The sequence below is a fragment of the Rothia aerolata genome (genome assembly GCF_014635585.1).
Lineage (GTDB): Bacteria > Actinomycetota > Actinomycetes > Actinomycetales > Micrococcaceae > Rothia > Rothia aerolata.
In genome coordinates this window covers 1345607-1358826 of sequence record NZ_BMDC01000001.1, presented here as the reverse complement: position 1 = coordinate 1358826, position 13220 = coordinate 1345607, and the positions used below count along the sequence as shown (strand labels likewise).

The window sequence follows — 13220 nt, the reverse complement described above, 5'->3', positions numbered from 1 at the left end:
AACCGGCAATTTAAGCCTAAAACCACCGCTCGGCGCTAAGAGACTTCTATCAGTCCTCTAGCACCGCGCTCCATCTCCGCAAAGGAATGGTTCACAAAGGTATAGGTGCCCGGCTCTAGGAATTCCATCTCCACAAAGCCGCCCTGCGCCGAGGCAAGATCCAGGGCCTGGGCATGGCCGCCCTCTGTTCCAAAAGCATCGCGGCCGTTGCGCAGAAGGTAGCCGCCCTCCTTATAGACGGTGTCAAACTGCGAGCCCACCACGTGAAAGGAACAGCCCTTAGAAGGTCCCGCCGCTAGCACCCACAGGCGCACGCGCTCACCCGTGCGGGCCTGTAGCGGGGCAGAAACATACTGGTTGGCGTGGCCGTTCCACATGGTCAGGCTGGCAACGCCCGCGTCCACCGCCTCGGGTAGAACCTCCACCAGCTTGTTGCCGTTCTCTGCCCGATCACCGGTGAGCTGAAGGTAAGTCTCGTTCTGCACCAGCACATACTCGCGGTCCACCTTATTCAGGGACGACGGCGCGATAATCACCGCCCCAAACATACCCGCAGCGATATGGGTAGACATGGGGGCGGTAGAGCAGTGGTAGAGCCACACACCCGAACCTCTTGCCTCAAAGCGGTAGACCAGGCGCTCGCCGGGGGCGATGGTGCGCATGTTCTCATCGGGGGAGACCATGCCCGCGTGGAAATCAATCGAGTGGCCCATCTGGGCGTGATTGACCAGGGTGATTTCAAAAATATCGCCCAGGTTGCCGTGCAGAACGGGGCCCATGTAGCGGCCGCCAAAGGTCCATGCCTTCAGGGAGTAGCCGGGGGCAATTTCTTCGGTGATCTCTGAGACGTCCAGGGTGAGCCGGTGAACGGTACGGCCCTCTTCAAGTTCTCCCTCGGGCACGGGCTCCAAAACAGCCGAGCGGGTCTCAAAATCTTGGCCGGGGTCAGCCGCTAAATCTATCTCGCTACTGGGAAGGAGCTTCTGCGCCCCGGATGAGCCGTGATCGTGGGTAGCGGCCGCCGCGGCGTCGTCCTGTGCTCCGCTAGCCACCACGTTGAAAGTCATGCCCATGGCGCGGTGGCCGACGATGGTGCACCAGCCCTCTAGGTCGCCGGTAATCACGCCGGCGTCGAGCTCTTTGGTGGCGCCGGGGTCAATGCGGCCGGTCTCCACACCCGACTCCAGGGCGAGGTCGTGCACGTTGGTGTCATCGGAATTATAGACCTCAAGAACCAGCCGGTTGCCTGCCGGCACCTCAACGGTATCGGGCACAAAGCGCATGTTTGCGTTGGCTTCGACGCGCACACGGGTGGTTTGGCCGGTGCCGCCGGTGGTCTGTGCGCCGGAGCCGAGGCGGAAGAGTCTGGACGCCGCGGGGTCGGCTGCAAAGCCCACGGCAACTGCCGCCAGCGCGGCTGATCCGCCGATGAGTAGTTCGCGGCGGGCCCGGGGTTTTTCGGGCGCTACCTGCTCGGGGGTGCGGTGGGGTGGCTTCTCGCCCCGAGCGCGGGCGGCAATCATCTCTTTGCGGGCGGCAATGGACTTCTTGACCCCGCGCATCATGAGCGGGATAAATGCAGCCAGGGTCATAGCTCCCAGCAGGGAGGTGGTGGTGCGAACCCAGGAGCCGGTGATTGAGGCGGGCAGGGCGAAGAAAACCAGGCAGATATTGATGATAGCTACCCTGCCGAAGGAGAAGCGGTTGAATTCTTTATTGGCGGCGCGTACGGCGGCCGGGCCCCCGCCCATGCCCACCGGTAGCAGATAGCTCATAGCGCCCAGGAGCACCTGGAGCAGAAAACCGCCCACCAAAATGGGGGTGGTAGCGCGCAGGTTGAGGTTTTCAAAGTCGGTGGTAAAGACCATCACGGCGTTGACCGCCACCCCGATGATGAGCCAGCAAAAGCCAGCTGCCACCGAGAGGGTGGGGTATTCGCGGGGCGGTTTTTTGGCCGCGGTGCGAACCATGAGTAGCCCTACGCTGAGCAGCCCCAGCAGGTAGAGCACCATACCTGCCCCGGCGAGGGCGTTGATACCTGCCAGGGCACCGGCCACGGTTACGGCAATGCCCAGGCACATTCCTAAGAGGGAATATACAGAGGTTTTCAAAGCTGAATCGTGGATTTTGGTGCGCAGCATGGTGGGCCAGAGGGTCAGTAGGGTTCCCACCACGGTAATTCCCACAAAGCCCATCATGTTAACCGCTTCGTGGCCCACCAAGAGACGGGCATGCCAGCGGGCGGTCAGCGAATCGTTGGCGAGAATTGCACCAAAGGTGGCACCCACCGGCAGAAGCCAGGCGGCGGTAATGTAAAAGCGCACGGTGGTGTCAAAACGGGCCGGAAGTGCCTGGCGCAGCTGCTTGAGCAGAAAGAGCCCGTGCCAGGCGGCCATAAGCCCCACCCCGAGAGAGCCAAGAACGGTCACCGGATAGATATTGAAGAGAACACCCACCATCAGCACCACAATGGAGGCATTGAGCAGATAGATGCGCAGCACCTGCCACTTGCGGGTTTCATCGGGTAGGCGGTGCTTGAGCAGGGCCTCGGTAAAGTGCTGGCCCCAGACAAAAATCGAGTTGGTAATCAGGCCCAGGGTGACCATATGAACCATGAGCCAAATGGCATCGGGAATCCAGCGGTGAATAAAGAGGGTCACAAAGAGCACCATCATCCAGATGCTGACCGGCTTAGACGCTTTGCGGTGCCAGCTGGCTCGTCCGCTGGCTTTTGCCCTGATTTCTTTATCGCTGAGGTTCGAGCCGGGGGAACTCAGATTCAGATTGCTCAAGGGTTTCTCCGCTGCTGGGCATTAATTGGTACGTTTTATGCAATTATAGGCGGTAGATGCGGCGCTCCTTATAGACGGTTCGTCACAGCTAGGTCGTAAGATGTAGACCAATGGATATCATCATCACTCTCATCTCTGCCCTGCTCATCGGTGTGGGAGCCGTGGGCATTATCTACCCCATTCTGCCCGGATCGCTGGCGGTACTCGCCGGTGTGGTGCTGTGGTCCCTGGTGATTCGCGGCCCCGAGGGCTGGACGACGCTGGCTCTAGCGGGTGCCCTGGTGCTGGTGGGTATGGTGGCGCAGTTGGTTTTGACGGGCCGCACCCTGAAACGCGAACGCATACCCAATCGGTCTACACTTTTTGCCGCCGTGGGCGCCGTCATCGGTATGTTCCTTATTCCGGTGGTGGGCCTCTTTGTGGGCTTTGCTCTGGGACTCTACGCTAGCGAGGCACTACGCCGCCGGGGCCTTCTGGAGGCCCTGCCCGCAACCCTGGCAGCCCTGAAATCGATGGGCCTGGGAATCGTGGTGGAGTTTACCTGTGCTTTGCTGGCGGGAACAGTCTTTACCATCGCCGTCATCACCTATTTTGTGACCGGATAAGTAGGGCGATAACCGGTAAACTAGCCAGCGTGAAAGCTTTGCCTACTTCCGTAATTCTTGTGGCCACCGCGATTATTCAGGCGCTGGGAATGTATAAGTGGACCGGCGACTCCATGGTGGTTTCCGGCCAGATCTTCTTTCCCATTCTGTTTGCTCTGATGGCCTTCTACCTGGTCTTCCGCAACCCCGAGACCGGCTCTCGTTTCTCTAACGCCCACATCGTTTTGCTGGGCCTGGGCGTTATTCTGCTGGTTGCCACTCTCGCCGGTACCGTTGCCAGCATCTTCTGGCTCTACCCCCAGGTCTTTATCTACTACACGGCCTTTCTGCTGCTGGTGATTGAGCTGGGTCTGCGCATTGCCGCCCTACCCAAGAAGACCCCCAGCGAAAAGCCCCGCAAGGTCTCCAAGCGCGAGCAGCGCCGCAACCGCGGTTCCAACCTGGTAGCCAGCGTGAAGTCAACCGATAAGAACGAAACCAAGTAGAAGCCCATGAACCCAGCAGTCTCCTCCCGCGCGGCCCAGGACGAGCCCCGGCGCGCCCACTCTACCGCCGCCGTCATCGCCTATCTCATCTTTGCGCTGGTCTGCGCGGGCAACCTCTGGTACTCGCTCACCCTGGGAGGACTCGACTTTACCGTCTACCGCTCCGGTGCTATGACCGTCTTTGATAACGAGGGCTTCACCAAGGAGCTCTACGTTATCGACCTGATGCGCCTGGGCCCCGACTTCTCCCTGCCCTTCACCTACCCCACCTTTGCCGCCCTGCTCTTTGTACCCTTTGCTTTCATGCCCAAGTGGGCGGGTATTACCATCATGATGCTGCTGGCTTTCGGCATCTCCTGGTGGCTGGCTACCTGGATCTACGACTACGCGAACCAGCGCGGCCGCAAGATTCCCTTTCAAGACACCTTTGGTCGCACAGGCACCATTGCCCTGCTAGCGGCGATTATTCTGCTCTCGGGCCCCTGGCGCCGCGGGCTGGGTCTGGTGCAGGTCAATCCGCTGATTATGCTGTTGGTGCTCTGGGACCTGGTGCGCCCGGCAACCAGGGTTCCCCGCGGTCTCTTTATCGGTATTGCCGGCGGTATTAAGCTCACCCCGCTAGCCTTTGGCCTGATTCTGCTTATGCGCAAGGACATCAAGGGGGTTATCACCCTGGGTCTCTCCTTCGCTGCAACCCTGGCGATTGGCTTTGCCCTGTTGCCCCGCGAATCCGTGGAGTTCTGGACCTCGGCGGTCTCTGACCCCTCCCGCGTGGGCAACATCAACTACGCCGATAACATCTCGATTCAGGGCTGGCTCATGCACCTGGGTCTTGGTGAAGGTGCCCTGCTCTCGATACTGCACTACGGCCTGATTCTGCTGCTTCTGGTGGGAGTTGCCGCCCTGCTTCCCCTGCTGGAAAAGCGCGGTATGCTCATCTCTCAGATTGCGCTGAACGCCTTTTTGATGCTGTCGATGAGCCCTATCAGCTGGTCTCACCACAACACCTGGCTACCGCTCATGGCGGCTGCCCTGTGGCTGGATGCCTTCCCCGCCTTCTTCTCCCTGCTCTCGCGCGCCGCGCGCAGGACGGCGCAGGTTCTCACCTGGGTTGCGATGGTGGGCCTCTACATCTCCCCGCTGTGGATTGCTATAGCTCTCTACGGCTCAGACCAGGAGCTGGACGACGTCACCCCGCTACCTCTCTTTGTCTCTGCGCTACCAATCATCTGCCTCTTTGCGGTGGTGCTGATGTGGATTTACGCGGGCGTGAGATACCGCAAGCAGCTGGCCCGCTAGGCTAGCTGGTGGCGCGGATAGATGCGAAAGGACGCCGCCCCTCACCTTTTCGAACCTACGAAAGGGGAGGGGCGGCGTCCTTTAAAACTTGGGCTAGCGCGCCTTACTTCTTGGTGGAAGCGGCGTAGAGCAGGCCACCTGCGATAGCCAGGTTTTTGTAAGCCTGCAGCTTGTGGGTGTTGCGCTCATCGCCTTCGTGCTCCCAGAAAGCGTGGCCAACCAGGGTGGTAACAACCATCTGACCGGCCAGAACGGTTGCTGCGGGCTGGGGCAGAATGCCCAGACCCAGGGCAATACCGGAGGCAACCATGCTGGTGCCAGCAATCTTAGAGATGGTCTTGCCGTCAGCGGGAAGCTGGCCAGCTACACCGTACTTAGAAGCGGTGTTCTCTACAGCGCCACCAATGTATTCTGCGCTCTTGATCTGGTTGAGGCCGCCCTCAATCATAATGGGGGCCATGAGTGCGCGTCCTAGGACTTTTGCGATGTTCATTGTGTTCCTTTTGTAGGGTAATCGTCTATAGGTTGCTCTAGCAACGAATTTAACTTTACCGCTTTAGCCTAACAAAAGTGAAAGTTTTACACGTAAAGCAATGTGCGTAATGTGTCACGTTGTCTAGAATCTGTAGCCTTTCTCAAACAGGGAGAACTAGGCAATCGCGGTGCCCAGCAGCATACCGATTAGGTAGGTAGCTGCCAGCGCCAAACCGCCACCAACCACCACGCGGATTGCCGCCCGCACGTAGCGGGGCGAGCCACCCCACTTAGCACCCAGGGCACCGGTAATAGCAAGAGCCACCAGCACTCCAATGAAGGTTGCGGGAATACGAATGGAAACAGGCAGCAACAGAATCAGCAACGTGGGCAGCAGCGCACCCAGCAAGAAGGCGCCGGCCGAGGCGAGGGCCGCCGTCCAGGGAGAGGGAATATCTTCGGCGTCAATACCCAGCTCGAAGTCCAGGTGGGAGCCCAGTGCATCTTTGGCGGTCAGCTCGCGCGCCGCCTGCAGGGCGGTGTGCTTGCTCAGACCGCGCTGGGTTAATAGGCCCGCCAGCTCGGCCAGCTCTGAGTCGGGGTCGGTTGCCAGCTCGTGGCGTTCCTTCTCAATCAGCGCGTGCTGGCTATCAACCTGAGAAGAGACAGAAACGAACTCGCCCAGCGCCATAGAAATAGAACCGCCCACCACAGCAGCGGCGGCTGCAATGCCGATAGCGCTGGTGGAGGTGGTAGCACCGGCAACACCCACCACGGTGGCTGCCACCGAAACAATGCCGTCATTAGCGCCCAGCACCGCGGCGCGCAGGCGGTTGAGCTTCTCCTGGTAGTCAGAGTTGGCGTGCGGCTCGTCCCCGTGAAAATCGAAAACGGGGTTCTCGTGGGAGACCCGGGCCAGAAGGTTCTCGCCCTCGGTGGTGCGACTCAGGGGGCTAAGCGAAGGTTCAACTGAAGCTGTCATGCTTCAAGTAAACCCCTATAAAACCGCAGAATCTAGGGAGTTTGCGCTTGCTTGCTGGGCCGGGGCGCCAGCCTAAAATCCGGGTAAGTTAGCACTGGCATACCGGGGTATCAGCTACCCCTGAAACCCGCGAAAAATCAAGGAAGATAGCCTAAAACGCAGGCAAAAGGCCCGAATTTTTAGCTCTCCAGTCTTATCTCAGAGGTAAAAATTCGGGCCCTGTACGCTAAAAAATTATTTGAAGGTGACTTCCCACTCACCGGCAAACATGGTGTCAAAGTACATGGGGGTTCCGCCGTCGCTGACCCGCACGCTACCGGTGCCGTCGTAGGGGGATTCGCCCATCATGTCGATGGTCATCATCTCCAGCTCGGGGTCGTAGGTGCGCAGCGAGTAGTTTCCGATGTCATCGGGGGCGTTGTACTTGATGTGGGCCTTGGTGGTGGAACCCTTGACAACAAATGCCTCGCCCGTGTTGCCGGTGATGGTGTCGTCGCTGGTGTAGACCGGGGCATCAGCGGCGGGGTGAACGCGAATGGTCCAGTCGCCGCTGGCGGTAATCTCAAACTCTTCGGTCTTTCGATCGCTACCTGAAACATTGAGCCAGAAGGAACCCTGGTCTTCGCTTCCCTCATCCAGGCTGACGCTCGCGCTGTCGCCTGTGTTCTCACCGGCAGAATCCAGGCCCGAGATAGAGAAGGAGTTGTAGGTGTCGCGGGTGCTCTCGAAGCCGTATTCCACCCAGCCCTCTTGGCTGCCGGCGGGCTGCTCGATTTCAATCACGTCGTCGCCGCTACCGGAGTATTCCTTGTAGTTGCCCGAGCCCTCGCTCAGCGCAATTGCGGCACCGCCCCTGCTCGAAGAGGAGCTCGTGTCGCTCGCTTCAGAAGAATCATCTGACTTGAAAGCAACCGCGAGAATCAGCACCAGCGCCAGAATCAGAGCCAGCAGAATCGCACCGATAATGGTCAAAATACCGGCTGTCGTGGTGAAAAAGTTCTTCTTCTGCGGCGGCGTCCTGCCCGGTCTCGTCGTCTTCTACCCAGAACTTCCAGCCCTCGGGGGCGGGACCCCAGGCGGGGTCGGGCTGCCAGCCCGGCTCGGGAGCCCACCCTTCGGGAGGGGTAGGCCAGTTGGGCGGAACATGAAAACGCAGAGCCATGAGATTCACTTTCACGGGATAGGTAGAAACGATATTCGGTCAATACCATACACAGAATTTACCCAGTTTTACTGCATGTAACGAGTGGTTACAGGGGCTCTCGCGTAGGCTGGATACATGACTGAGAATCGGCAGCCACACGAACCTTTGGATAGGCGGGAAATTCCCTGGGCTAGGCAGGGTGTGCCCCCTGTACCACCTATAGCCCAACAAGCTCCCGCTATACCCCCTTATCAGGGCGGGAATCCCCCGGTGTATTCCCCCTACGGCATGTGGGCGCAGGTACCCACCGAACCCCGCGAGCTGGCCTATCATCGACTCGGCTTTGCCGACCCGAAACACCGCTGGTGGAAGCCCCTGATTGAGGCGCTGATTGGCGGGCCAATTTTTGTGGTGCTCTCAATCCTGGTGGCCATTCCCTACATGGTCTATCTCTTCCAGAGTTCCGGCTCAGCCAACGAGATGGACTTTGCCCTGCAGGATCTTCAGAACAGGGCTGTGGAGTACCCGGCAGACTTTCTGATGGTGTTCCTCTCGATTGTTATCATGTGGCCCTGCCTGCTGATTGCCCGTATTTGCATGGGGCCCAAGCCCTGGGGGCTGATTCACTCGGTGCTGGGTCGGATTCGGTGGAGCTGGCTTGCCCTGTGTGTGGCGATTTCCCTTGTCTTTTACGTGATTGTTCCGGTCACTATTGAGCTACTAGCGGGCGGGGAACTGGCTCCCGAACCCCACGCCCACGGCAACCGGCTTCTGTTGATGCTGGGCCTGGTTCTTCTGGTGGTGCCCTTCCAGTGCTATGCCGAGGAGCTGGTCTTCCGCGGCTACCTCATGCAGACAGTGGGCCGCTGGCTCAAGCACCCGGCCTGGGCGATTATTTTACCCGCACCCCTGTTTATGCTCGGGCACGCATATGACTTCTGGGGGCAGGCTTCGATTCTGGTCATGGGCTTAGCCGCCGGTTTCATGGTCTGGTATACCGGCGGACTTGAAGCGGGTATCGCCATGCACGTGGTCAATAACCTCTACCTGATGATTTTGGGTGTGCTGGGTATGGCCGACCCCTTCGCCCAGGGCGGCACTACCTGGGTGGATTTCGTCTGGGCCGTGGGCGCTGAAGTTCTACTGGTGCTGGTGGTTATGTTTGCCGCCCGCAAGGTGGGAGTCTCCCGAACCCATACCTATCGGGTGGAGGTGCGCTAGCTTCATCCTCTCCCGCGAGGGGTCACATATCGTTCAAAAATCCCTTATTTTGGGGTGAAAATTGAATGATATGTGACCCCTCGCGGCGGTTAAACTGGGGGCATGACCAACCAAGCACTTGACCCCCGTGAAAACATTGAAGACCTGGCCCGCTTCGTAGAGGCTTCACCCACCAGCTACCACGCTGCCCACAGCGTTGCCGAGCGTCTTGCGGCAACCGGTTTCACTGAGCTCAAAGAAGATGAGCCCTGGGGCTCCGAGGTGGCCGACGGCAAGCACTTTGTGGTGCGGGACGGCGCTGTTATCGCCTGGATTTCCGGCAGCGGTGGAGCAGGCAGCGGCTACCGCGTGCTGGGCGCCCACACCGACTCACCCAGCTTCAAGGTCAAGCCCAAATCATCTCTGAAAAACTTTGGTTGGAATCAGGTGGGCGTTGAAGTCTACGGCGGTGCCCTCTTGAATTCCTGGCTCGACCGAGAGCTACGCCTGGCGGGCCGACTGACCGTTCGCTTGGGAAGCCAACTGCGCGACGTCCTCGTCTCCACCGGCCCCCTCGCTCGTATTCCGCAGCTGGCTATCCACCTCGACCGCTCGGCCAATGACGGCCTGAAACTCGACCGACAGAACAACCTCTACCCCGTCTGGGGCGCGAGCACGGTGGAGGCAGACGTGCTCGGCTATGTTGCCGAACACGGAACCGCTGAGCAGATCAACGCCGCCGACATTGTGGGTTACGACCTGCTCTTTGCCGACACCCAGCCGCCGCGCACCTTCGGCGCCCAGGAGGAATTCTTCGCCTCGGGGCGACTCGATAACCTCTCCTCTGTTCACGCCGGTATGACGGCGCTACAGCGGCTGGCGGCCTCGGGGCAGCAACTCGAGCAGACCGTGATGCTGGCGGCCTTTGACCACGAAGAACTCGGATCTCAGTCTCGCTCGGGAGCCTGCGGGCCCTTCCTCGAGGATGTTCTGGTTCGTATCTCAACCGCCCGGGGCGAGAGCGCTGAGGAATACCGCCGGTCTCTCGCTTCTTCTGTCTGCCTTTCCTCTGACGCCGGGCACCTGGTGCACCCCAACTACGCGGGCCACCACGATGTTGCCAACCGACCTGAAGCCGGAGCGGGACCTCTGTTGAAAATCAACGCCAACCAGCGCTACGCTACCGACTCGGTGGGGGCCGGTATTTTTGCCCTAGCCTGCGACCGGGCGGGAGTGCCCTACCAGGAGTTCGTATCCAACAACAACGTACCCTGTGGATCCACCATTGGGCCGCTGACCGCCACCCGGCTGGGTATGCGCACCATCGATGTGGGTGTGGGTCTGCTGTCCATGCACTCGGTGAGGGAAATGTGCCACGTTGATGATATGGCCTATCTGGCTCGGGCAATTGAGGGCTTCTTTACCCTCTAGCTGGATATACTAAGGGGATTTAGTTTCTCCTTACGAACGGCTATTTTCTATGGCATCTCAGGTTGCAGCTCTGCTGGCCAGCGACACCGCCGAGCGGGTTGACTCAATGAACGAAGCGCAGGCTCGGCGGGCGCTGAAAACCCAGCTCCACCGGGTGCGCTTGCTGACCCTCTCCAGCTTTGGCTTTATTCTTTTTATCGCACTGATGCTGGTGAACGTGCGAAACCCCAGAAACCCGGTGGATCAAGCAATCTGGGATTTCTTCGTTTCGAACCGGGCGGGGTGGATGGACCCGGTGGTTGCCTTCTTCACCCAGTCTTTCAACACCCTGCCCGACATCGTCTACTCGCTGGTGGCAATCATTGCCATTGGTATCTGGCGTAAATCTTGGTGGCCGGCGCTGACCATCTCGCTGTCTATGATTTTGGCGCCTGCCGCTATGGTGGTGGTCAAGAACGTGCTGGATCGCTCGCGCCCGCCGCTGATTGACCGGCTGGTGGAGGAAACCTCGTTTTCTTTTCCCTCGGGGCACTCGACCGGTATTGCCGCCCTGGTGGTCTCGGTGTATTTGGCAATGCACGCGGTACTCTCCCGTCGTGCCCGCTTGATTGTGGGTATTCTGCTGGCCCTGCTGGCTATTGCCGTGGCCTGCTCCCGTCTCTACGTGGGCGTACACTGGGGCACCGACATTCTGGCTGGCCTGACCCTGGGCACCACCGTGACCTGCCTGGTCTATGCGGTCTTCCCGCAGATTATGCAGAGAAAGTAGGTGGCCTCGGGTTTTCCCTGGGGTTAGTGACGTTTCCCTGTCGATTTCCTACAGGGAAACGTCACTAACCCCAGGGAGAAGTGGCCGCCGGTTAAAGTTCCAGATTCTGGCACTCCGCAGCAGGGCATATGCCTGGTGGGCGGGGTGTCATTTTTATACCGTTTTAAGCGATAGAAGCAGCTCGTTCAAAGGAGAATTCCGTGGCTGAACACACCCCTCTCGGTATCGACCCCGACTGGTGGCGCCAGGCGGTGGTCTACCAGATTTATCCCCGCTCCTATGCTGATCTCGACGGCAACGGCATCGGAGATCTCAGGGGTATCACCTCTAAGGTTCCCTACCTCAAAGAGCTGGGCGTAGATGCGGTCTGGCTTTCGCCTTTCTACCCCTCCCAGCTGGCAGATGGTGGCTACGACGTAGATAACTACCGCGATGTTGATCCCAAGATTGGCAGCCTGGCTGACTTTGATGAGATGTCTGCGGCCCTGCACGAGGCCGGCATTAAACTGGTGGTCGATATTGTTCCCAACCACTCATCGAACCAGCACGAATGGTTCAAGGCTGCCCTGGCGGCAGGCCCCGGTTCCCCTGAGCGTGACCGTTACATTTTCCGCGATGGTCAGGGCGAAAACGGAGAGGAACCGCCCAGCGATTGGGTTTCTATCTTCGGCGGCCCCGCCTGGGAACAGGTGGAAGACGGCCAGTGGTATCTGCACATTTTCGCCCCCGAGCAGCCCGACCTCAACTGGCGCAACCCCGAGGTGCACGAGGATTTCAAGAAGACCTTCCGCTTTTGGTCTGACCGCGGGGTAGACGGTTTCCGCATTGATGTTGCCCACGGCAATGCCAAGGGCGATATGTGGGGAGACCTCCCCTCCGAAGAAGAGCTGCAGGCAATGCCCAAGGACGGCACCCACCCCATCTGGGACCGCGACGAGGTGCACGAAATCTATAAGGAATGGCGCGAGGTCTTCAACGAGTATACCCCGCCCCGCACCGCAGTTGCCGAAGCCTGGGTGGAGGCCGACCGTCGTCCTCCCTATGCCTCTCCCGAGGAGTTGGGTCAAGCCTTCAACTTTGACCTGCTCTCTGCCCGCTTCGATGCCGGTGAATTCCGCGAGATTGTTACCAGAAACCTGCAGCTTTCTGCGCGGTCGGGCTCGTCGAGCACCTGGGTGCTGTCTAACCACGACGTGGTGCGCCATGCCAGCCGCTACGGCCTGCCCTTTGCTGAGGGCGAGAGCAATGAGCAGGTGGCCCGTCAATGGATTCTGGACGGCGGCGCTGAGGCTGATCTCGACCGTGAGCTGGGTGCGGCGCGGGCTCGTGCGGCAACCCTCTTTGAGCTGGCGCTGCCCGGCTCGGCTTACCTCTACCAGGGGGAGGAGCTGGGTCTGCACGAGGTGGCCGATATAGCCGATGAAGACCGACAAGATCCCACCTTCTTCCGCTCGCCCGGGGTCAACAAGGGCCGTGACGGCTGCCGCGTCCCCCTACCCTGGGCCCGCTCCGGCGAGTCCTTTGGCTTTGGCTCGGCAGGGGCACATATTCCCCAACCGGAATGGTTTGCTGACTACTCTGTTGAGGCCGAGGATGCCGAGGAAAACTCCACCCTCAACCTTTACCGGGCTGCCCTTGCCGCCCGTCGCCGACTACAGACCGGCGAGGAGCTCGAGTGGCTGGACACTGGCTCCGAGACCGTGCTGGCTTTCCGGCGTCCCAACGGCTGGATCTCGGTGACTAACTTTGGGCAGGACGCCGCTGCCCTGCCCGCCGCTGTTGCTTCGGCTCGGGTGGTGCTTTCATCCCACGATGTTACCGCCTCGGAAATCAGTGAACTTCCCGCTTCGACCACGGTCTGGTTTCAGGGCTAGACGGCTCTAACTGTCACCGGTGCAGAAAAGCGGTTTTCGGCTTCAAATATGAAACCGAAAACCACCTTTCTGCACCATGCTCTTTTAAGCTGCTCTCTGGCCTCGCCCATCCCCGGATGAAAGACGTTCTTTGGGCTTTCTGTCGAGCTTAGTTCGCTGGCTGTA

12 protein-coding genes are annotated in these 13220 nt (G+C 59.7%); 7 read left to right on the top strand and 5 right to left on the bottom strand.

From position 1 onward, the window contains the following. Positions 1 to 35: 35 nt before the first annotated feature. Complete coding sequence (locus IEV00_RS06090) at positions 36 to 2792, bottom strand: multicopper oxidase domain-containing protein (RefSeq protein ID WP_229723087.1); 2757 nt, start codon at positions 2790 to 2792, stop codon at positions 36 to 38. Between the two features lie 110 nt (positions 2793 to 2902). Between IEV00_RS06090 and IEV00_RS06085 the strand changes: the two genes are divergently transcribed. The 3 genes from IEV00_RS06085 to IEV00_RS06075 are packed head-to-tail and all read left to right on the top strand — an operon-like array spanning position 2903 to position 5181. After that, the gene (locus IEV00_RS06085) at positions 2903 to 3397 is read left to right on the top strand and encodes a DUF456 domain-containing protein (RefSeq protein WP_188359362.1); all 495 of its coding nucleotides are present in this window, start codon (positions 2903 to 2905) and stop codon (positions 3395 to 3397) included. Between the two features lie 38 nt (positions 3398 to 3435). Then, a complete protein-coding gene (locus tag IEV00_RS06080; RefSeq protein WP_188359361.1) occupies positions 3436 to 3882 on the top strand; it encodes a hypothetical protein in 447 nt (148 codons plus the stop codon). Positions 3883 to 3888: 6 nt separating this feature from the next. Continuing rightward, on the top strand, positions 3889 to 5181 hold the full coding sequence (locus tag IEV00_RS06075) for a glycosyltransferase 87 family protein (RefSeq protein ID WP_188359360.1): 1293 nt from the start codon (positions 3889 to 3891) through the stop codon (positions 5179 to 5181). 103 nt (positions 5182 to 5284) lie between these two features. Here the strand turns inward: IEV00_RS06075 and IEV00_RS06070 are convergent, their stop codons facing one another. The 4 genes from IEV00_RS06070 to IEV00_RS06055 form a co-directional block, all read right to left on the bottom strand. Further along, positions 5285 to 5674 carry a DoxX family protein gene (locus IEV00_RS06070; RefSeq protein WP_188359359.1) on the bottom strand — a complete coding sequence of 130 codons (390 nt, stop codon included), beginning with the start codon at positions 5672 to 5674 and terminating at the stop codon, positions 5285 to 5287. Positions 5675 to 5830: 156 nt separating this feature from the next. After that, a complete protein-coding gene (locus IEV00_RS06065) occupies positions 5831 to 6637 on the bottom strand; it encodes a VIT1/CCC1 transporter family protein (protein WP_188359358.1) in 807 nt (268 codons plus the stop codon). 234 nt (positions 6638 to 6871) lie between these two features. Further along, on the bottom strand, positions 6872 to 7609 hold the full coding sequence (locus IEV00_RS06060; RefSeq protein ID WP_188359357.1) for a hypothetical protein: 738 nt from the start codon (positions 7607 to 7609) through the stop codon (positions 6872 to 6874). Continuing rightward, a complete protein-coding gene (locus IEV00_RS06055) occupies positions 7530 to 7799 on the bottom strand; it encodes a hypothetical protein (RefSeq protein ID WP_188359494.1) in 270 nt (89 codons plus the stop codon). Before IEV00_RS06055 ends, IEV00_RS06060 begins: the two co-directional genes overlap by 80 nt. A gap of 252 nt (positions 7800 to 8051) precedes the next feature. Between IEV00_RS06055 and IEV00_RS06050 the strand changes: the two genes are divergently transcribed. The 4 genes from IEV00_RS06050 to IEV00_RS06035 all read left to right on the top strand — a co-directional run bounded on the left by IEV00_RS06050 (position 8052) and on the right by IEV00_RS06035 (position 13055). Continuing rightward, on the top strand, positions 8052 to 9002 hold the full coding sequence (locus IEV00_RS06050) for a CPBP family intramembrane glutamic endopeptidase (RefSeq protein WP_188359356.1): 951 nt from the start codon (positions 8052 to 8054) through the stop codon (positions 9000 to 9002). Positions 9003 to 9104: 102 nt separating this feature from the next. Then, entirely contained in the window at positions 9105 to 10412 is a 1308-nt protein-coding gene (locus IEV00_RS06045) for a M18 family aminopeptidase (protein ID WP_188359355.1), read from the top strand. A gap of 49 nt (positions 10413 to 10461) precedes the next feature. Next, complete coding sequence (locus IEV00_RS06040) at positions 10462 to 11181, top strand: phosphatase PAP2 family protein (protein ID WP_188359354.1); 720 nt, start codon at positions 10462 to 10464, stop codon at positions 11179 to 11181. A gap of 200 nt (positions 11182 to 11381) precedes the next feature. Beyond that, positions 11382 to 13055, top strand: a complete 1674-nt coding sequence (locus IEV00_RS06035; RefSeq protein ID WP_188359353.1) for a glycoside hydrolase family 13 protein — start codon at positions 11382 to 11384, stop codon at positions 13053 to 13055. Positions 13056 to 13220: the final 165 nt, after the last annotated feature.